Origin of the sequence: Campylobacter sp. CCUG 57310 (genome assembly GCF_013201975.1) — a bacterium.
Taxonomy (GTDB): domain Bacteria; phylum Campylobacterota; class Campylobacteria; order Campylobacterales; family Campylobacteraceae; genus Campylobacter_A; species Campylobacter_A canis.
Genome location: NZ_CP053845.1, coordinates 251,627 through 271,762 on the forward strand (window position 1 = coordinate 251,627; position 20,136 = coordinate 271,762).

26 protein-coding genes are annotated in these 20,136 nt (G+C 38.7%); 19 read left to right on the forward strand and 7 right to left on the reverse strand.

Annotated elements, in window-relative coordinates:
* Position 1: 1 nt before the first annotated feature.
* On the forward strand, positions 2–451 hold the full coding sequence (locus CORI_RS01280; RefSeq protein ID WP_173030491.1) for a hypothetical protein: 450 nt from the start codon (positions 2–4) through the stop codon (positions 449–451).
* Between the two features lie 589 nt (positions 452–1,040).
* On the opposite strand, the gene CORI_RS01285 is transcribed toward CORI_RS01280, so the two are convergent.
* On the reverse strand, positions 1,041–1,475 hold the full coding sequence (locus CORI_RS01285; RefSeq protein ID WP_173030492.1) for a molybdenum cofactor biosynthesis protein MoaE: 435 nt from the start codon (positions 1,473–1,475) through the stop codon (positions 1,041–1,043).
* A gap of 1 nt (position 1,476) precedes the next feature.
* Positions 1,477–1,704: a MoaD/ThiS family protein gene (locus tag CORI_RS01290; RefSeq protein ID WP_169941185.1), complete on the reverse strand. Its 228-nt coding sequence runs from the start codon at positions 1,702–1,704 to the stop codon at positions 1,477–1,479.
* A 91-nt stretch (positions 1,705–1,795) separates the two neighbouring features.
* Here CORI_RS01290 and nspC point away from each other — a divergent pair, with 91 nt between their 5' ends.
* The 18 genes from nspC (at position 1,796) to CORI_RS01385 (ending at position 16,853) form a co-directional block, all read left to right on the forward strand.
* A complete protein-coding gene (nspC, locus tag CORI_RS01295) occupies positions 1,796–2,935 on the forward strand; it encodes a carboxynorspermidine decarboxylase (RefSeq protein WP_173030493.1) in 1,140 nt (379 codons plus the stop codon).
* A gap of 279 nt (positions 2,936–3,214) precedes the next feature.
* Positions 3,215–3,931: a molecular chaperone gene (locus CORI_RS01300; protein ID WP_173030494.1), complete on the forward strand. Its 717-nt coding sequence runs from the start codon at positions 3,215–3,217 to the stop codon at positions 3,929–3,931.
* Positions 3,931–4,110, forward strand: coding sequence for a twin-arginine translocation signal domain-containing protein (locus CORI_RS01305; RefSeq protein ID WP_169941191.1), 180 nt, complete (start codon positions 3,931–3,933; stop codon positions 4,108–4,110). The genes CORI_RS01300 and CORI_RS01305 overlap by 1 nt, the downstream gene beginning before the upstream one ends.
* Before the next feature lie 33 nt (positions 4,111–4,143).
* Positions 4,144–6,978: a formate dehydrogenase subunit alpha gene (locus tag CORI_RS01315; RefSeq protein ID WP_254064941.1), complete on the forward strand. Its 2,835-nt coding sequence runs from the start codon at positions 4,144–4,146 to the stop codon at positions 6,976–6,978.
* A 1-nt stretch (position 6,979) separates the two neighbouring features.
* Positions 6,980–7,600, forward strand: a complete 621-nt coding sequence (fdh3B, locus tag CORI_RS01320; protein ID WP_173030496.1) for a formate dehydrogenase FDH3 subunit beta — start codon at positions 6,980–6,982, stop codon at positions 7,598–7,600.
* On the forward strand, positions 7,597–8,502 hold the full coding sequence (locus CORI_RS01325) for a formate dehydrogenase subunit gamma (RefSeq protein WP_173030497.1): 906 nt from the start codon (positions 7,597–7,599) through the stop codon (positions 8,500–8,502). Before fdh3B ends, CORI_RS01325 begins: the two co-directional genes overlap by 4 nt.
* 212 nt (positions 8,503–8,714) lie before the next feature.
* Positions 8,715–9,497 carry a formate dehydrogenase accessory sulfurtransferase FdhD gene (gene fdhD, locus CORI_RS01330; protein ID WP_173030498.1) on the forward strand — a complete coding sequence of 261 codons (783 nt, stop codon included), beginning with the start codon at positions 8,715–8,717 and terminating at the stop codon, positions 9,495–9,497.
* Complete coding sequence (locus tag CORI_RS01335) at positions 9,494–10,219, forward strand: winged helix-turn-helix domain-containing protein (protein WP_173030499.1); 726 nt, start codon at positions 9,494–9,496, stop codon at positions 10,217–10,219. The genes fdhD and CORI_RS01335 overlap by 4 nt, the downstream gene beginning before the upstream one ends.
* Before the next feature lie 27 nt (positions 10,220–10,246).
* Positions 10,247–10,435, forward strand: coding sequence for a sodium-dependent tyrosine transporter (locus CORI_RS01340; protein WP_169941203.1), 189 nt, complete (start codon positions 10,247–10,249; stop codon positions 10,433–10,435).
* 170 nt (positions 10,436–10,605) lie between these two features.
* A complete protein-coding gene (gene yedF, locus CORI_RS01345) occupies positions 10,606–11,202 on the forward strand; it encodes a sulfurtransferase-like selenium metabolism protein YedF (RefSeq protein WP_173030500.1) in 597 nt (198 codons plus the stop codon).
* Positions 11,202–12,221, forward strand: coding sequence for a selenide, water dikinase SelD (gene selD / locus CORI_RS01350; protein WP_173030501.1), 1,020 nt, complete (start codon positions 11,202–11,204; stop codon positions 12,219–12,221). The genes yedF and selD overlap by 1 nt, the downstream gene beginning before the upstream one ends.
* Positions 12,222–12,681: 460 nt before the next feature.
* Positions 12,682–12,849 (forward strand): hypothetical protein, encoded by a 168-nt coding sequence (locus tag CORI_RS01355; RefSeq protein ID WP_169941209.1) that lies wholly within the window; start codon positions 12,682–12,684, stop codon positions 12,847–12,849.
* Between the two features lie 10 nt (positions 12,850–12,859).
* Positions 12,860–14,410, forward strand: a complete 1,551-nt coding sequence (locus tag CORI_RS01360) for a disulfide bond formation protein B (protein ID WP_173030502.1) — start codon at positions 12,860–12,862, stop codon at positions 14,408–14,410.
* 219 nt (positions 14,411–14,629) lie between these two features.
* Complete coding sequence (locus tag CORI_RS01365; RefSeq protein WP_172198192.1) at positions 14,630–14,929, forward strand: YqjD family protein; 300 nt, start codon at positions 14,630–14,632, stop codon at positions 14,927–14,929.
* Complete coding sequence (locus tag CORI_RS01370; RefSeq protein WP_169941215.1) at positions 14,929–15,204, forward strand: hypothetical protein; 276 nt, start codon at positions 14,929–14,931, stop codon at positions 15,202–15,204. The genes CORI_RS01365 and CORI_RS01370 overlap by 1 nt, the downstream gene beginning before the upstream one ends.
* The gene (locus CORI_RS01375; RefSeq protein WP_169941218.1) at positions 15,201–15,431 is read left to right on the forward strand and encodes a hypothetical protein; all 231 of its coding nucleotides are present in this window, start codon (positions 15,201–15,203) and stop codon (positions 15,429–15,431) included. The genes CORI_RS01370 and CORI_RS01375 overlap by 4 nt, the downstream gene beginning before the upstream one ends.
* Before the next feature lie 40 nt (positions 15,432–15,471).
* Complete coding sequence (locus CORI_RS01380) at positions 15,472–16,119, forward strand: NAD(P)H-dependent oxidoreductase (protein WP_173030503.1); 648 nt, start codon at positions 15,472–15,474, stop codon at positions 16,117–16,119.
* Positions 16,120–16,223: 104 nt separating this feature from the next.
* The gene (locus CORI_RS01385) at positions 16,224–16,853 is read left to right on the forward strand and encodes an NAD(P)H-dependent oxidoreductase (RefSeq protein WP_169941222.1); all 630 of its coding nucleotides are present in this window, start codon (positions 16,224–16,226) and stop codon (positions 16,851–16,853) included.
* Positions 16,854–16,889: 36 nt separating this feature from the next.
* Here CORI_RS01385 and CORI_RS01390 read toward each other — a convergent pair whose 3' ends face one another.
* The 5 genes from CORI_RS01390 to modA form a co-directional block, all read right to left on the reverse strand.
* Positions 16,890–17,363, reverse strand: coding sequence for a redoxin domain-containing protein (locus CORI_RS01390; RefSeq protein ID WP_173030504.1), 474 nt, complete (start codon positions 17,361–17,363; stop codon positions 16,890–16,892).
* 94 nt (positions 17,364–17,457) lie between these two features.
* Positions 17,458–18,138 (reverse strand): molybdate ABC transporter permease subunit, encoded by a 681-nt coding sequence (gene modB, locus CORI_RS01395; protein WP_173030505.1) that lies wholly within the window; start codon positions 18,136–18,138, stop codon positions 17,458–17,460.
* Positions 18,131–19,000, reverse strand: a complete 870-nt coding sequence (locus CORI_RS01400; protein WP_169941229.1) for an ABC transporter ATP-binding protein — start codon at positions 18,998–19,000, stop codon at positions 18,131–18,133. The genes modB and CORI_RS01400 overlap by 8 nt, the downstream gene beginning before the upstream one ends.
* Entirely contained in the window at positions 18,993–19,388 is a 396-nt protein-coding gene (locus tag CORI_RS01405; protein ID WP_173030506.1) for a molybdopterin-binding protein, read from the reverse strand. Before CORI_RS01405 ends, CORI_RS01400 begins: the two co-directional genes overlap by 8 nt.
* Entirely contained in the window at positions 19,388–20,134 is a 747-nt protein-coding gene (modA, locus tag CORI_RS01410) for a molybdate ABC transporter substrate-binding protein (protein ID WP_173030507.1), read from the reverse strand. Before modA ends, CORI_RS01405 begins: the two co-directional genes overlap by 1 nt.
* Between the last annotated feature and the right edge of the window lie 2 nt (positions 20,135–20,136).

Here is a 20,136-nt window from a genome sequence, read left to right on the forward strand (position 1 = left end):
AATGTCAAATAGTGCATTAGATGACATAGAACAAACAGCAAACCAGCCTAAAGCAAAATCTCCTTTTTGGGATATTATACTTAATTTTTTAGCCAAAGCTCTATTTTCATATTTGCCTTTAAGTGTATATTGTATAGTAAATATTCCTTATTTTAAAGACATCGGACAAAGTGAACAGACATTTTTACAAGGAATGTTTTTAGCTCTTAGCTATGTATTTATTTCCCAGGTAAATAGTCTTAGTTTTAAGCAAGACGCGTTAGGCAATTTTTTATATAGTGTAAAAATCTTTTCAGGTATTTGCTGTATAGTATTATTTGCTACGGATAAATTTAATTTAAATCTTTGTATCTTTTTCGCCTTTTTTGCAGTGTCTTTAACTACTTTATTTTTTAGCAGCAGAATAACTTCTGTGGATATGAAAAAAATAAGCGATGAGCGCTCAATATAACGACTAATTTTAGAGTCTTTTGCATATTTTTATTATTGATAAAATTATAAGCTCGGAGTTACTTTTTAAAGATTTACTTAACTGCGCCATATTCCTTGTGTATTGTGAATGCATGTCAGTATAATACTTTGCAAAGAGACTTTTTATAAGTTGATATCATGTGTTCAAGCTTGCTTTATATCAGAGAAATAATGCAATGCAAACATATTGACAGGCATATAGTTCAATAATTAAAGATTTTTAGCAAGAGGAAAAATATTTAATAACCTCAAATATGGTAAAGTTAGCTAAAGAATACTATTTGGAATATTTAAAAGAATATTTGTATACCATAAGAAGCGATTATAGTGTTTAGTATTAAACACTAAATTGTTATATTCAAGAGACTAACTAGAGCAACTTGGGTTCATGAGCTTTATGACTTTATCAATTAAATTTGGTTAAATTGAAGGCTTGTTTTTAATAAGTATATTAATAAGCACGTATTTTATTTTGATGCATTTAGGTTAACTATAAAAAATCTTTTACTTTTATCATCAGCTATATTATTTTGATCAAAATAATATAGCTGATTTAAGATTGTAGTATTTTAAGCTAAAAGCCCTGCGCCTTTTATCGCTTGGCTTCGCTCTTTAGCGTAAATTCTCTCGCCGTTTATCACGTCGTATTTCCAGATAGGAGCGTTTGCTTTAAAGTCCTCGACAAATTCGTTGATTAGCCTTAGCGCTACTTTTCTTTGAGGGCTTATGACTCCTGCTACATACGAGCTTGTATGTACCGCTACATCGCCCTTTGAGTGCGCAAAGAGGACATAAGCGTTTTCTTTTGCGGCTTTTTCTTTCCAGTTTTTTAGCCATTTAGCTAAAATCGGCTCATATATATCAAAGCTAAGCGCGCTTATACCGCCTTCTTCACGCACGATACCTACAAAAGTTATCAAAGCTCCGCAGTTTTTATCCTTAAACTCATCGTACCAAGAATTTGTGATTTGATTTACGTCTAAACTTCCTTCATAAATTTGCATATCAGCCTCCGCAAACAGGTGGTAAGATAGAAATTCTATCTCCGTCTTTAAGAGGGGTGTTAAGCTCACTAATTATCTCGTCATTTACGGCTACTGCGCAAATTTTAAGCCACTCGCTAAGCTCAAGCTCATGATAGCCTTTTAAAGCGTCCTTTAGCTCGCCCAAATTTGAGGCTTCAAGCTTTATGTTTTCAAATTTTATAGGTCCTAAGAATTCAACCTCTACCATAAATATCCTTTTTAAAATTTTCGCCATTTTACTTAAAATTATTAAATTTGGATATACTTATAATCAAAAATTTATAAAACCAGAGATAAAAATGAATGAAATTTTAAATACCGTAAAAACTCCGGCTTATGTTTGCGAAGAGGCTTTGTTGCGTAAAAATTTAGAGCTTTTAAAGCGTGTTAAAGATGAAAGCGGAGCTAAAATTTTAGTAGCTCTTAAAGGCTTTGCATTAAGCGGCGTGATGGATATCGTAAGCGAGTATCTTGACGGAGCCACTTGCAGCGGCTTGCATGAGGCGAAATTTGCAAATGATTTTGTAAAAGGCGAAATTCACACATACAGCCCGGCCTTTAAAGATGAGGAATTTGATGAAATTTTGGCTATCTCAAAGCATGTGGTTTTCAATAGCTTTAATCAGTGGCAAAAATTTAAAGATAAAGCCTTAAAAAGCGGAGTTGAATGCGGACTTAGAGTAAATCCTGAAAGTTCGGTTGCGCCTACCGATATGTATAATCCATGCGGTAGATTTAGCCGTTTAGGCATAACGGCTAAGAATTTTAGAGCGGATCTGCTTGATGGTATCACGGGACTTCATTTTCACGCTCTTTGTGAGGAGAGTGCCGAGAGTTTAGAGACTGTGCTTATGGCGTTTGAGGAGAAATTCGGCGAGTTTATACCTAAGATGAAATGGATAAATTTCGGCGGCGGGCATCACATAACCAGAAAAGATTACAATGCCCGACTTCTTATAAATTTGATTAAAAATTTCCGTGCAAAATACGGAGTTGAGGTCTATCTTGAGCCCGGAGAAGCGGTCGGCTGGCAGACGGGATTTTTGATCTCAAGCGTGCTTGATATCGTAGAAAACGAAAAGAATATCGCTATTTTAGATACTTCCACAGAAGCGCATATGCCAGATACTATACTAATGCCTTATCGACCCGCCGTTAGAAACGAGAGTAAAAACGGTAAATTTAGCTATCGTTTTGGCGGCAATACCTGTCTTGCAGGCGATATCGTCGGAATTGATGCCGGCAATGCCGAATATAAATTTGATGAAGAGCTTAAGATCGGCGATAGAGTGATATTTGAAGATCAAATTCACTACACTATCGTAAAAAATACGACTTTTAACGGCATTAAGCTGCCCGATTTGCTCCTTTTGACAAAAGAGGGCGAGATAAAAACGCTTAGAGAATTTGGTTACGAAGAGTATAAAAGACGAAATTAGTCCTTAAATTTTTTCAAATTCAACATTTTTTGATAACTGCCAAAGTTTAAATTTTGCTTTGGTTGTTATCAAAATATACTATATCCTATCTCCTTAAATTTTTATAAAGATTACCCAAAATTCGCAATTTAAACATTATGCTGTTAAGGCATATTTAAGACAACTTTAATTTTTATAATTTATATTTTTTTAAGTATATTAGCTAAGCTTTTTGGTAGTATAGTTTCATTGTCAAAAAGCGCGAGAGCTCGATGACTAGATGATTTAAAAGGATTTTTTGTGGCGAACGCTTCTGATATAGCTGCTGCTAGAGCGCTTTACTATTCGCTGTTTTCAAGGCTTTTTGCATTTAGCTTTAAAGAGGATAGATTTGACGGCGTAAGCAAGATGCTTGGGCTTATTAGCGCGGCTAGTTTGGACGAGGAGTCAAATGCCGCAGCTATGAGGCTTAGCTTAAATTTTAGTGAGCCTAATCCGCAAAACGTAGTGCAGGAGTATGATGATATATTTCACTCTCCGCCAAGACCGCTTAGAAATACATTTTCGTATTATGATGAGGGCTATGAGGTCGGAAACGCCTGTGTTGAGATCAAAAAACTGCTTCTAAAAACGGATATTAGAAGAGATGAGAAGAAATTTAAAGAAAACGAAGATAGCGTAGGGTTTGTATTTACGCTTATGAGTGAATTTATACAAAGAGTGATAGATGGAAAAAGCGAGTATGAAGAGATTTCGGCTGAGCTTTTTAAGGATATTATAAACCCTTGCATAGATGAATTTTGCGATAAGCTATTTATGCATGATGCTTCTGAAATCTATAAAGACGTTGCGATTTTGCTTAGAAATTTCATAGAGTTTGAAAGAATCTACTATGATGTGCCAAGACCTATCAACGATAGCGAACTTAGTAAAAAAAGCTCAGGGCTTGCACGCTCTGAGATGATTAGACGAGAGAAAAATAGAGTTAGAAAACTAAAATCACAAGGAGAGATTTGATGGAGAAAAACAGACGAGAGTTTTTAAAAAAGCTCGGCGTTGCAGGTAGCGTTGCCGTAGCTTCCGCAGGGGCGGCATATGCAGCCGGCTCAAATTTAAAAAGCGGAAAGAGTAAGAAAAACGAGGTGCTTTATACAAGAAGCAAAACTTGGGAATTTTATTATAAACAAGCAAACTAATAAAATCTAAGAAATTTTAAAAAAGGAAAATATATGTCGCAAGCTAATACACCTAGCACACTTGCGCCAAACAGAATCGGTCGCAGATCGTTTCTCAAGATGGCGTCGCTTGCTACGGCTATCGGCTCTGTTAGCGGACTTGCCGCGAGCGGAGTAACTAGAGAGGCAAGCAGCGAGGAGATGAAAAATCCATTTTCTAATTCTCGCATTGTAAAAAGCGTCTGTACGGCGTGTTCTGTAGGATGCGGAGTTATAGCAGAGGTTGAAAACGGCGTTTGGGTTCGTCAAGAAGTAGCTCAAGACCACCCTGTAAGTGCAGGCGGACACTGCTGTAAGGGCAGCGATATGATCGATATGGTTCGCTCTCATTGTCGCGTTAAATACCCTATGGTTAAAGAAAACGGAAAGTGGAAAAGAATAAGCTACGAAGAAGCGCTTGACAGAATAGGTGCTCAACTTAAAAAATATAGAGAGGAAAATCCGGAGCAAGTGATGTTTCTGGGTTCTGCCAAAGTTAGCAACGAACAAAGCTACTATATAAGCAAATTCGCTGCTATGTTTGGAACGAACAACCTGGATCATCAAGCTAGAATTTGACATAGTGCAACAGTCGCCGGTGTGGCGAATACTTGGGGTTACGGCGCTATGACAAACCACCTTGGAGATATCCAAAACGCGAAATCTATATTTATAATAGGCTCAAATCCGGCAGTTAATCACCCTGTGGGATTTAGACACTTTTTAAAAGCTAAGGAAAACAACGGAGCTAAGCTAATAGTTGTAGATCCTAGATATACAAGAACTGCGGCAAAAGCCGATTATTTCGCTCAAATTCGTCCAGGAACGGACATACCGTTTATGTATGGGATGATGAATTTAATCTTTGAAAACGGCTGGGAAGATAAGAAATTCATAGAAGATAGAACTTACGGTATAGATCTTATCCGTGAAGAGGCTAAAAAATGGACTCCTGAAGTTGTTGAAGATGTAACGGGAGTAAAGGCTAGCATTCTTAAAGAGATAACGGAAGTTTTTGCTAAAAATAAACCCGGCTCGGTTGTGTGGGCTATGGGTTTAACTCAGCACACTATAGGAAGCTCAAACACTCGTATAGCTCCTATACTTCAGCTAATACTTGGCAATATGGGCGTAAGCGGCGGCGGATGCAACATCCTTCGCGGACACGATAACGTTCAAGGCGCAAGTGATATGGCAAACGCTCCTGACAGCTTGCCTGGGTATTATTCTAAGAATGAAGGCTCTTGGAAATACTTTGCTAAGATGTGGAAAGTTGATTACGAGTGGTTGCAAGGAAATTTCGTAAAACCTGAGTGGATGTTTAAACCGGGCTTTACCCTTGCTCGCTGGTGGGCGGGACCGCTTGACGGAAAGAACGGAAACGATCCGATAGATAATGCAGGAACCAGCTTAAAAGCGCTGTTTGTAATAGGAAACGGTATCACATCTACCGCTCAGCAAGTCAAGGTTCAAGAAGGACTTGATAATCTTGAGCTTTTAATACTAGCCGATCCTTTCGTAAATGAAGCTGGTATCATAACAAACAAAAAAGATAATATATTCTTACTTCCTTCTGCAACTCAGTTTGAGTCAAGCGGTTCGGTTGTAGCTACCAATAGAAGCGGTCAATGGAGATCTCAAGCGGTTGAGCCTTTGTTTGAGAGTAAGCAGGATCAGGAAATTTTATTTGAGCTTGCTAAGCGCATAGGATTTTATGATGAGCTAACCAGAACTATCCGTGATGAAAACGGTAATATCGAGTGGCCTGAAGCTGCTACTAGAGAAATTGCAAGCATAGTAAAAAGTATCGGACTTACCGGCTGGACTCCTGAGAGACTGAAAAAACATCAAGAAAACTGGGATAAATTTGATGAAAAAACTCTTATGGGCAAAAAGGGCACACCTGTAGAGGGCGAATATTACGGGTTGCCGTGGCCTTGCTGGACTACAAGCCACTGCGGAAGTCCAAATTTGTACGATATAAATAGGTCTGTAGCCGAAGGCGGTATGGGTTTTAGAAATCGCTTCGGTTTAGAGCATAACGGCGTCAATCAACTTGCAGCCGACGGCTCTGCGCCTGTGGATTCGGCAGTAAAAGGCGGATATCCTCAGATTACCAAAGAGAATATAGAGTCTGTTTTGGGTATTACTTTAACAGAAGAAGAAAAAGCCAAGATGGGAGCTACTTGGGCAACTGACGATAGCAATATAATAGCCGAAAAGTGTGTGCAAAAAGGCATCGCTCCTTACGGAAACGCAAGAGCAAGAGCTGTCGTGTGGACATTTGCGGATCAAATTCCTATGCACAGAGAGCCGATTCACTCTCCAAGAACGGATCTTGCTAAGAAGTACCCAAGCTTTAAAGATAAGCCAAACCACTACCGCGTATTTACAAAATACGAGAGTTTGCAACAAAGCAAGGATTTTGCTAAAGAATTCCCGATAAATTTGATCACCGCAAGGCTTGTAAACCTAAACGGTGCGGGAATGGAAAATAGAGCCAGTATGTATTTGGCACGTTTAACCCCTGAGATGTTTTGTGATATACACCCTGATCTTGCGGCAAAATATCAGCTTAAAAACGGTGATATGATGTGGATACACTCTCCTGAAGGAACTAAGATCAAGGTTAAGGCTAGACTTGTACATTCGGTTCTTCCTGATATGATATTCTTGCCGTTTCACTTTACGGGCGTTATGCAAGGTGTGGATATGACGGGAAATTTCCCTGAGGGAACCAAACCATACGCTTGGGGCGAAAGCGCAAATACGATAACAAACTATGGTTATGACATAGTTACTCAAATTCCAGAGACAAAAGGCGGTCTATGCCGCATAGAAAAGGCGTAAGATGAGTGCGATAACAAGACTTAAATTTTATTGCGATGATGATAGATGTATCGATTGTAACGGTTGTTCGGTAGCGTGCGACGAAGCGCATGAGCTTCCTATGGGAGTTCGCCGCCGCCGTGTTATAACCTTAAACGAGGGCGTAGTGGGCAAAGAAGTTTCGACTTCTATTGCTTGTATGCACTGCGAAGACGCTCCGTGCTCTTTGGTTTGCCCTGTTGATTGTTTTTATATAAGAAACGACGGAATCGTTCTTCATGATAAAGAAATTTGCATAGGCTGCGGATACTGCTTGTATGCTTGTCCTTTCGGTGCTCCTCAGTTTCCAAAAACCGGCGTATTTGGCGTTAAGGGCTCTATGGATAAGTGTACGATGTGTGCAGGAGGTCCTGAGCCTACAAATAGCGAACATGAGCGCGAAGAGTATGGACAAAACAGAATTTCTGAGGGTAAAGTTCCCGTTTGTGCGGCTATGTGTTCTACTAAAGCTTTGCTTGTGGGAGAATCTGATATAATTGAGCAAATTTATCAAGATAGAGTAAGCGCAAGAGGATACGGCGTGAAAAATATCAAAGAATCACCTTCTTGGAAGATCGCTTACTACACAAAGGATAGAGTATGACAAGAATTTTTGTTTTTCTTTCTATGGCTTTTGGAGCTTTGATGGCTAGTTCTGCAACCAGCACCAATCAATATGATAGCAACATATGGGCTGCCGGCAGAGTAGAAAACATCAAGCCTTACGAAGATGGATTTGGTCCGCTTTTTACTTTTATCCAAGGAAATGACTACTTCGCGTTTGGCGTTGTTGCTATACTTGCTGCCGTTGTGTTTGCCTTTGTTCTTCACTTTTTGATCATAGGTCCAAAGCATTTTAGCCATGACGGAAAGAAAATTTACGCTTTTGGAGTGATTGAGCGCGTATCTCACGCTCTTGCGGCGGTATCTTGGATAGTGCTTGTCCCAACGGGCATAATCATGATGTGGGGCGATCTATTTGGTGGCGGAACTTTTGTTAGAGTCTGTAAGAATTTGCACGGTATAGCGACTATTATCTTTGCGGTTTCCGTGCCTCCGATGATGATTTACTGGACAAAAAGAATGCTTCCTGTGATCTATGACATCAAATGGATGATGATAGTGGGTGGCTATCTTTCAAAGGTTAAGCGACCTGTGCCTGCGGGTAAATTTAACGCCGGTCAAAAGGCGTGGTATTGGATAGCGATTCCCGGCGGTCTTGTTATGATAGCAACGGGAGCAGCGATGTATTTCCTAGACTTCTCAACTCCAAACGTTGCAGGCTGGCTTGGAATGAGTCAGATAGAGGTTCTTAGACTTTCAGCTATCATCCACAACATACTTGGTATAGTTTGCGCTACTTTCTTCTTTGTGCATATCTATATGGCTGCAATCGCTATTCACGGAGCGATTTGGTCTATGGTTACGGGCTATAAAGAGGAAGAAGAGGTGGCTATACTTCATAGCTATTGGTATAAAGAGCTTCAAAGTAAAGGTCAAATTTAAATTTATAAATAGGGGAATTTGGATACAAATTCCCTTTAAATTTAAAATTTAAGAAATGTGCTAAAAAATCATATACAAATAGCTTCAAGATACCCAATATTACGATATAAAATAAGTTTAAGTTTTATGCTTTATTTAAGTGAAAATCTAATACAATTCAAATGTAAATTTTAATAGAATAACTATGTTTTATTAAAATTTAAAGGAAGTCGATGCAACCGATTTATACTACGCAAATCACCAAATTTAAAGGTGATGAGCAAATTTTAAAAGATGATATTTTGGTTCGTGAGATCAAGCTTGAAATTCAGATCAACGACAAACGCTTCGGTGCTATGATGGCGACACCTGTGGATCAAGAAGCACTTGCCGTAGGTTATCTTATAAGCGAGAATATAATAGCTAGTCCAAAAGATATAAGCGAAGTTAGGCTTGAGGATGACGGACTTATGGTCAAAATAGCCGCAAAGGTAAATGAAAAGAGTATGGAGCGCTTTGATGAAGAGGCTATCATCATAAGCGGATGCGGTAGAGGACAAACTGCCAACATCGATCCGGAGGCAATGGCGGCAAGAGTCGTAAAAGCCTATGTCAAATTTAAAAAAGATGAAATTTTAAAGCAGATGGGACAGTTTTACACGCAGTGCGAGCTTTATGAGATGACTGGTTGCGTGCATACGGCAAAGCTTTATGTGGATGAAAATACTTTCTTTATCGGAGAGGATATCGCTCAGCACAACACTATTGATAAAGCCGTAGGCAAGGCCTGTTTAGCAGGAGTTGATCTTGGCAAGACGTTTTTGATGGTTAGCGGAAGATTAAGCTCTGAAATGGTGGCAAAAGCCGTTATGCACGGAGTACCGGCACTTATTTCACGAACGGCTCCGACTAGCCTTGGAGTGCTGATAGCGCGTAAATTTAACCTTACTCTTTGCGGATTTGCAAGGGGTGAAAATATGAACGTTTATAGCGGTCTTGAGAGGATTATAGGATGAATAAAGAGGTCGAAAATTTGATAAATGATCTGCTGAATTCAAACGGCAGACTTGATTGCGGTTCGGCTTTTAAAATTTCAGCCAAGACAAACACACCCATAGAAGAAGTTGGCAAAATAGCTACTGATATCGGCGTTAAGATCGATAACTGCGAGCTTGGACAGTTTGGAAAGCTTGATTGTGATAGTGGAAGCGTAGAGGTTTTGTCCAAGCTTGAGCCGTTTTTAGATGATAAAAGAAGAATATTTTGCGCCGATGGAAGAAATGCGGCGCAAGGGGTCGGCTTAAAGAAAATTCGCTCAACTTTAAAAGATTATAAAATAGATGTCAAGTACTGCAAGCTAGGCTGTTTTAAAGAAAAAAAAGGCAAGAAAATGGTAGTAAAAACTAAAACATGGATAGAAAACGCAGAGGGCGAATTAATCTTTGGCAAAGGTAAAACCGAAGTTCTTGAAGTAATAGCTCAAGTTGGCTCGATCTCAAAAGCGGCTGAAATTTTAGGAATGAATTATAAAAAATGCTGGAATCACTTGCAAATTTTACAAAAAAATATGAAAGAAGATCTTGTAAACACAAAGCAAGGTGGCGGGGATAACGCGGGAACTACGCTAAATGAAAGAGCTTATGAACTTATTAACGCTTATAAGCAGCTTCAAGCCGATATCGAAGAGTATGCAAACAAGCGTTTTAAAGAGCTGTTTATAAAAAAAGAAGAGAAATAACAACCAAATTTATACAAGGGAGAAAATATGTATATCAAACTAAACGACAGAGTCTATCTTAACAAAGATAAGATCACCAGAGTAAAAGTTGATAGCGTTCAAGACGGTATCAGAATTCGCTTCTATGAGGGTCAAAATCAAGTTGCAAAGAGCGGAAAATTCGAAAGCGAAGCAAAAGCTATAGAGTGGCTTGAGAAAAACTTTATCAACAAATAACAACCACAAAAGGCGCTCAATAAACCCGGGCGCCGTCACTTCTAAAATCATTTCTAATAAAATTCACAAATCTCTTTTAACTATTTAAAATTTAAAATGTTATAATCACTTCTAAGCTTCAAGGTTTATCGGCTAGAGCCCGGTTTGAAGAGACAATAAAAAGGAAAAATATGCAAATAGATTGTAGAAATTTAGAGTGTCCGCAGCCTGTTATAAACACGAAAAACGCCTTAAATGAGCTAAAAAACGGCGAAATTTTAGAAATTTTAGTAAATGCCGTAGCTCCAAAAGAAAATATCAGTCGCTTTTTAACTTCTCAAAATATCAAATTTACTATGACCGAAGATAATGATGAAGTGATAATTAGAGCCGTTAAAAGCGGGGCTGAGATAAAGAGTGAAAATTTTGATGAATTTCTTTGCAAAACTCCTAGCAAGGTCGGTAAAGTTGTGTATATAAACGAAGAGCACGCAGGAAGCGGAGCCGTGGGCGTAGGGCTTATGAGTAAATTTATAGGCGCTCTTCTTCAGCTTGAAACCAAGCCTTATGCCGTGATTTGCGTAAATAATGCGGTTAAAATGACAACCGATCGAGGACACGTCAGCTTTGCGCCACTAAAAGAGCTTGAAAGGGCAGGTGTAAAAATTCTAAGTTGCGGAAGCTGTTTGGAGGCTTATAAACTAGTTGATAAATTAAGTATCGGCGAGATGACAAACGCGTATGAAGTCGTGAGTCTGCTTGATAAATACGATGTGATAAAGCTATGATGTATAACGATAAAAGACTTACTAAATTCGTATCCGCTGCGGGTTGAGCTGCCAAACTGGACCCGTCGGGTCTAAACAAAAGTGTCGGCAAGCTTGATCTGGCCCATCCGAATTTGCTTACTCACACAGATACCAACGAGGATGCAAGCGTATTTAAGATAAACGACGAGCTTGCGCTTGTGCAGACACTTGACTTTATAACTCCTGTTGTCGATGATCCGTATCTTTATGGGCAGATTGCCGCGGCAAATTCGCTAAGCGATATATTTGCAATGGGCGCAAAAGTAATAAACGCACTAAATATCGTCGGTTTTGATAGTTGCAACCTTGAGCCTGAAATTTTAAGCGAAATTTTGCAAGGCGGGTTAAGTAAAGTGCGTGAATGCGGCGGCGCTCTTGTGGGCGGGCATACGATAGAGACTAAAGAGATGTATTACGGACTTAGCGTAACAGGAAGCGTTAGACCGAATAAATTTTGGGCGAATAATACAGCTTGCGAGGGTGATGTGTTGATCCTTACAAAGCCGCTTGGGATGGGGGCTTTAAGCACGGCTATAAAAGCTGATATGCTAAATTTAGACCAAATCAAAGAGGCTGTTAGCTATATGACTCAGCTAAATTTTTATGCGGTAGAGGCGATGAGCGAAATTTGCGTTAATGCGGCGACTGATGTAACGGGATTTGGATTTTTAGGGCATTTGAGCGAGATGCTAAGAGCTGATATAAATTTTCAAATTTTTGCTGATAAAGTCCCGATTTTATCCAGCGCCAAAGAAGTTGCAGCGATGGGACTATTGCCTGCAGGAAGTTATAAAAATCGCGAATTTGCTAGTAAATTTGTAAGCGGCAAGGAGGCTGATATGCTACTTTACGATGCTCAAACTTCAGGCGGACTTTTGCTTGCGGTTGATGAAAAACATGCAAATTTAGCTCTTAAGCGACTAAAAGAAGCAGGATATGAGATGAGCCAAGCAGTTGGCGTAGTAAAAAGCGGCAGTTGCGGTATCAGATTGGTTTAGTGCCACTTTAGACTTTGTATATATCTTTATCGCTTTTGGTATCCTGAAATAAATTTATCCTCTGTCGGTCTTGTGTCAAATTTAACTCGGATAAGTAGTAACTAATACATAATACTTTAAGTTTAATATGAAATATAATATAAAATTTATGAAATAAATATAATAATTTAAAATATATATATCATACCCTACTATTATTTAAAAGCTATTGATATTTATAATCAAAATATAAACTTTAAAACCGTTAATGCTTATAAATTCTCTCTTGATATCTGAAATTTATATTATAAAATACTCTTTTTAGTGCATATTTTATTATAAAATGACACAAGATTATGATATTAAAATATCAAATTAAAGTATATCTTTTACAAAAGAAGCTCTTTAAGAAAGATATAAATAAATTTAAAATAAAATCAGCAAGTTAATTTTAAAAATATTAAGAAAGGAGACAATAAATATGGAATTGTTGGGATTTTTATTCTTTGCTCTTTCTATTTTTATTGCTTGGAAGAAGCCTGAAAAAGAGGGGCTTGCGTTTGGTGCGTTCGTGCTTGGCACGGCGGTTTGCTTTATTATGTTTTTTATCGCCAGTTGGCCGTCGTTACTACCTTATGCGGCTTATTAGGAGGTGAAAAGTGGGATTTTTTAACGAAAAGAATTTTGACTTTTTTATGGCGACGGCAGTACTTTTAGTGCTTGCTATACCTGTTGGAATCGCAAATTTTTATCTTGGATATGTGATCGGCGAAGGTCCGTGCACGCTTTGCTGGTGGGAGAGAATGGGTATGGTAGTAGTAGGAGGAGCCGGAATTCTTATCCTTAGATATGGGCTTAGAGCAAGATATATCGCGGCTATTTTATTTGCGGCGGCTTACGGTATATTTATGACGCTTCGTCACGCAAGCTTTAGCGTGTATAGAGACGTTGGTATGGGCTTTGGTGGAGATATTTTCGGCGCTCACACTTATACTTGGGGAATTTTAGTATATTGGGTTGTGGTTGTCGTAATGGGAATTTTCATGCTATTTGCAAAAGATAAAGTAGTGGCCGAAGATATATCAAGAGAGCATACTCGTATAAAACCGCTTTCTAAATACTCAAGCTTCGTTATTGCGCTTAGCCTTATCGTAGTGCTTTCAAACGCGGTTCAAGCGCTTATTTCGGCAGGATACCCTCCATATAGCGGTAAGGGAAGCCCTGAGAGAATAAGTCTAAATAATACTTGGACTGCAGGCGTTTGGAAGAGATTTGAAAAGCCGTTTTCATTTACAGGCTCAAACGTAGTTGAGGATCCGTTTATAGCCGGCGAACCAAAAGAAAAGAGCATTAAATTTAGCGCAAACGCTAAAGACGGTGCTTTTGTAGATATAAAACCTGCCATAGCTGTTAAAAATAGCTTCCCGCTTCCGTTTACTACAAAAGGAATTTTCGGCAAGGGCGTTACATCAGGACTTGCTTATAACGCTAAAGACGATGTATTCGGTATCTCAAATACTGAAGGAAGTGTTTATTTTGCCGATGCGAATTTCAAAGAGATAGCTCATGCCATCATAGATAAGCCAAACGGCAGAAATATCAAAAAATCAGTCGCTTCAACTTTCGTAGGCGATATGTTGGTAACTTCAGGGTTTAATAAGACGATTTTTGCAGTAAAACAAGTATCAAAAGACAAGATTGATCCTTATAAAGAGTGGGTAACGTTCCGCGAGACTACCGGAGGACTTGAGATGCCTTGGCATACAGATCGTCCTGCACTTCTTACTATAAGAGCCAAAAAACAATACATCCTGACGTTAAGCAAGGATCAAAACAGCAATTTTATGTATATGATATCCGTGCCAAATGATCGTGTTAAAGGCATGATACTTATAAAAGTTGATACTAAAGATAGATTGCTAAGCGGCGAAACCATCATCACTTCATCGCTTGCTCTTAAAGAAAAGCGTGATATTAAGGATTATTATGTAACAGCAGGCGATATAACTGACGGTAAATTCTTAGCATACTCTAAAAACTACAACACCTTGCTTGTGATAGATCTTGCAAGTGCAAAGGTTATTGACGCTTATGAGATGCCTCAGATCGGTGATATATCAGGACTTGCCATAAAAGGCGATAGCTTATTTACTCTAGCTCATAAAGACGGTAAAGTAGAAGTTGTCGAGCTTGACAATCCTTTAATGTAAGTAAAATTTAAATTTGAGCGGCGAATTTTGACCGCTCAAATTTCTCTTTTAAAATCCTAAATTTTCAATTTGTTTCTTTTTGTTAAATTGCGGTTAGAATATGTTCAAATTTTGTTTTGATTTAATAAGTGTTATCAAAGCTATTGTAAAGTGAAACTTAAGGATTTGTTGTTTTGCATGCACGGCAAGTCTGAAAGATTTCAAATAAAAGGATGTAAAATGGCTGCACAAGACTTAAATTTAGAGAGTTTAAAAAAAGATATCGATTCGCTAAAAACGGATCTAAAAGATATAGTTAAGTCTATAAAAGATATCGGAGCCAAGCAGATTGAAGCCGGCAAAGATAAAATTTTAGATCACTTGGATACCGAAGAGATCAAAAAATACATCGACGATCTTAAGGCAAAAGGCAAAGACGGCATAGAAACCGTAAATGATACGATCAAAGAAGATCCGATTAAAAGCGTTGCGATAGCGGCAGGTGTTGGGTTTTTAATAGGTTGGATACTTAAAAAATAATGGCAAATATATCTGAATTCCTAGTCTCTGTCGTAGAGCTAGTAGAAGCCCAAGCAGATGATATCAGGCACTCTTTTTTTAAGAGTGCCGATAGCTTTTTGATACTTGTGGTGGCGCATATTTTGGCGATAATAGGATTTGTGTTTTTCCTCATAGGGCTAAACATACTCTTAGTTTCGATGTTTAACGAAGTTGCGGCATATTTAACTACCGCTTGTATAGCTTTTATTTCGGCATTTATTTTTTATAGGGTTGCGCTGTGGAAAACAAAATGACAAAAGAAAAGTTAAGCGTAGTAGTATCTATGCTTGAAGGAAGAGATAACAATAAAAAACGATTAAGGCTTGAAGAGGCTAAATTAAGACTGCTTTTAAACGATCCCGGATTTGATGTCTCAAACGAGCTTAAATTTATAAACCAAGGCAGAATTGCTGATGCATTGATAAGCTTCATAGATAGAAATTTAATCATGCCTGCCTTGGTTAAACTTTTTAAAAGATAATCAACTCATCGCGTAAATTTATCTACGATAAGGAGACTACATGGACGCTTTGGATAATAAGGACTATTTGGAAATCATAAATTTTCGCCACGCTTGCAAAATTTTTGATGAAAATAAAAAGATCAGAAAAGCTGATTTTGAGTTCATCCTTGAGGCGGGCAGACTTAGTCCAAGCTCGCTCGGACTTGAGCAGTGGGACTTTCTCGTTGTGCAAAACAAAGCTTTGCGTGAAAAGATAAAAGAAAAATCATGGGGTCAGCCTCAGATAACTACTTGCTCTCATCTTGTTGTCGTGCTTGCTAAGATTGCCGAATTAAAAAGCGGAAGCGAGTATATCGATAAGATGATTGATCGTCTTGCTTTTAGTTCCGAGCAAGATCGTATGGCTAAAGAGGAATTTTACAAGACAAGACTTCATCAAAAGCTTCAAAACAACGACGAGATAATTTTTCAGTGGTCTCATGAGCAGTGCTTGTTCGCTGCGCTAAATATGATGAATGCCGCTGCAAGTATCGGCATAGACAGTTGTCCGATGGAGGGCTTTGAGCGTGATGAGGTGGGTAAAATTTTAGGAATTGATCCACTTAAACATCGCGTTGCTATCATTGTGCCATTTGGATATCGTCTAAACCCTCAACCGCCAAAATATCGCCGTGAAATGAGCGATGTAGTCAAATGGATAGATTAAATTTATATTATTAACTTAAATTTTCATCTATTTAGCTTTTTAGCATTAAGCTAGAAATCAATACCTTTTTTATATGATTTTGTAAATTTTATAAAGGAGTTTGTATGGATTTTTTAGAAGCTATGAATTTTCGCCACGCTTGCAAAATTTTTGATGAAAATAAAAAAATAAGCGATGATGAATTTGGTCTTATCTTGGAAGCAGGAAGGCTTAGCCCAAGCTCGACAGGGCTTGAGCAGTGGGACTTTCTTGTCGTGCAAAACGCGGATTTAAGGCAAAAGATACGTGAAGTATCTTGGAATCAGGTTCAGATGACCTCTTGCTCGCACCTTCTTGTGATACTGGCAAAGATATCTGAAGTAAAACCGGGAAACGAATACATAAAAAAGATCATCGCAAGACGAGTTGATAAGGAACCTGAGCTAATCGCTCAAAGAGAGAAATTTTATCAAGATTTTCTAACCGCAAATTTCAAAAATGACGACGAACTTACATATCACTGGTCAAGCAAGCAGTGCTATATCGCCGCTGCAAATATGATGACCGCAGCCGCGACTCTTGGTATAGACAGTTGCCCTATAGAAGGATTTGACGCGGACGCTTTAAATAAAGTATTAAATCTTGATACGACCAAACAGCGTGTCGCCGTGATGATACCGTTTGGATATCGTCTAAACCCTCAACCGCCAAAATATCGCCGTGAAATGAGCGATGTGGTTACTTGGATAAAATAGCTTGATAAACAAAGAGGCGATTTGTATGTTCGCCTCTTAAATTTTAGCTAGAGTTTTTAGAGTATTTAGCGCGTCTTCTTCAGGGTTTTCTACAAGATCAAATCGCTTTAAAATTTCGCCTTTTTTTATGATTAGAGTTTGACGGTGATAAAATTTCTTTCCGTTATCCGTGCTAAAGGTTTTTAAATTTAATTTATCCGCAAGCTTGAAATTTTCATCGCTGAAAAAGCTGAAATTCACGCCTAAAGCCTCTTTAAATTCTTTCGTTTTTGCTACGTTTAAAGCCCCGAGCGCGATAACTTCAAATCCAAATTTTTCAATCTCTTTTAAATTAGCTTCATAAGCTTTGCATTGATTTGTGCAACCAGTTAAGCCTTTTGTCTGCTTTAGTTCATCAGGCAGGAATTTGCCGCTCTCGCCCATTTTGGGATAGACGATTAAAACACAGTTTTTATCTTTAATCAGTTCTAAAAAATCAATTTCGTTTCCGTTTATATCTTTTACGCTCATGCTTTATCCTTGTTAAATTTGATTTTATGATAGCATAAATTTGCGCTAAAGCTGCGCGGGTAAAGCTGCAATTAGTAAAATTTGAGCTTAAAATTTAGGCTTTTTTCTGTTTAGCGTTAAAGAAATAAACCAAAAACAGCACGGCAAAGCTGATTATGAGCATGAGCGCGGAGTAAACATGCGCTTTTTGATAATCCATCAGCTCGACCGCTTCGTAAATGGCTATGCTTGCGACCTTTGTCTTGTCACCGACACTTCCTCCTATCATCAGCACCACGCCAAATTCACCCAAAGTATGGGCAAAGCTAACGATAAGCGCAGTTAAAAGCGAAGGCTTGATATTTGGCAATGCAACCATAAAAAGCGTAGTCCATTTGCCTTTACCCAGTGAATAACTCGCCTCAAAAAGGCTCTTTGGCAGGCTTGAAAACCCGGCTTGCAACGGCTGAAACATAAACGGAAGCGAGTAGATACAGCTTGCTATGACAAGCCCTGAGAAATTAAAAACCAAGCGTATATCGAAATTTTCTTCCATAAATTTGCCAAAGAAATTGTATGGCGAAAGAAATACAAGCATGTAAAATCCAAGCACCGATGGGGGTAAAACAAGCGGAAGAGCCACTATGGACTCGATTATCGGTTTGGCTTTGAAATTTGATCTGCTTAGCCAGTAGGCAAGCGGCAGCGTGGCAAAAAACAATATAATCGTCGTGACAAAAGCAAGTTTTAACGATAGATAAAACGGTGTAAAATCAATACTTGATATATCAAACATCGCTTTTGCTTTTTCTAAGAGTTGCCGCAAATGCTTTTGCGCTAAGCGTAGCCTCGTCGCCAGCTTTTAGATTGGCCGCTTCTTGATGGCTTAAGACTACTTCGCAAAGCTGCTGTCCGACAAGAGTGATCGCTACATAGATACAGTCGCGCTTTTGAATTTCTAAAATTTTGGCATGAAAGCTAAGCTTTTGGGAATTTGAGTGCTTTAAAAATATCTCACCGGCGCTTCCGCAGCGCTCTATCACACCTTCGCTCAGGACAAATACCTTTGAAGTAAGTTTATAAATTTCAGCTATATCGTGACTTACCAAGATGGTCGTCATATCAAATTCGCGGTGGATTTTAAGCAGATAGTCTTGCAGCTTCTCGCGCATAGATATATCAAGCGCGGAAAGCGGCTCGTCAAGCAGCATGATTTCAGGCTTTCGCATAAGCGCCCTTGCAAGCGCCACACGCTGCTTTTGACCGCCTGAGAGCTTTGAAATTTGAGCGTTTTTAAGCGATGTTAGCTCAACTAGATCAAGCAAGTGGTTTGCGAGCTTTAAATCATTGTTTGCAAAAAGCAAATTTTTAAGCACGTTCATATTTTCAAACAGAGCGTAATCTTGAAATAAAAATCCTATATTTCTCTTTTGAGGCGGCAATGATTTGCCCGCATTGAAAAAGAATTTGTCCTTAACTTTTATCACTCCGCTATCAGGGGTTTCAAAGCCTGCAAGCAAGCGTAAAAGTGTAGTTTTGCCGCTTCCGCTTTTGCCGTAAAGTGCTACGAATTCGCCTTTTTTGATATCTAGATCAACGTCAAGGCAAAACTGTCCGCTAGAGCCGTTTAAGGTCTTTTTGCATCTAAATTCAATCACGGTTTTTATCGCTGATATAAAGTGAAGTGGCTTTTACGTAAGCGTAAATTTCGTCATTTTGTTTAAGATTTAACCTCTCGCAAGATTTTGTCGTTATTATGCTTTCAAATTCGAAATTTAAAGACTTTAAATGCAAAACGCTTGTGATATTGCCTTTGGTTAAATTTGAGATTGTCGCTTTTATCTCGTTTGTAAGCGAGCAGTTTTTCAAAGGAGTCGTTGCGATGATGACATCTGAGCTTTTAAAGGCGAGTTTTACGCTGTCGCCTATTTTAAACTCATCTAAATTTTCAAGCCCAAGCATATAAAATTTCATCTCGCCTGAAGTAAATTCAAAGAGATTTACGTCCTGGCTGCCGGTTATATTTGAAACTTGGGCCTTTATCATTATATGTTATATCCGAATTTTCTAAAGATCTCTTTTGCTTTTTCGCTTAGGATAAAATCATAAAACGCCTTGGCTTCAGGGTTGTTTTCGCCGCGTTTTAGAAGGATTACACCTTGATCGATCGGAGTGTAAAGGGCAGGATTAACTAGGATGAAATTTTTACCCTCTTTATACTTAGACATTTTTGGATCATACATCGCGCTAGCTGCGATAAATCCGGCGTCTGCTGCGCTAAGAGCCGAACTTAGAGCCTCTGAAATCGATTTTGTGTAGATGATATTTTTTTCAACTTTATCAAAAATTCCATCTTTTTTAAGCGCTTCAATACTTGCCTTGCCGTAAGGAGCTGATTCAGGAAGTGCGATAGCAACGGCTTTTAATCCCTCAACAGCTTTGATGCCTTTTGTAAAATCTATGTCGCGGATACTAAATAGTGCAAGCGCACCCTGGGCATAAACTATCGGACGAGTCGCAGAAAAGCCAGCTTCATCGAGATTTTCAACAAATTTCATATTTGCCGCCATAAACACATCAGCAGGCGCGCCGTTTTTTATCTGAGTGGTTAAAGCGCCACTTCCACCAAGCGTTACGGTTACTTTTGTGTCCGGATTTGTCTTGGCAAATTCAGCTTTTAGCTCATTAAACGCATAAGTTACGTTTGCTGCGGCAAAGACGTTGATCTCGCCAGCGTTTAGATTAAAAGCAGCGATTGCCGCTAAAACTAACGAAAAGAAAGTTTTTTTCATTT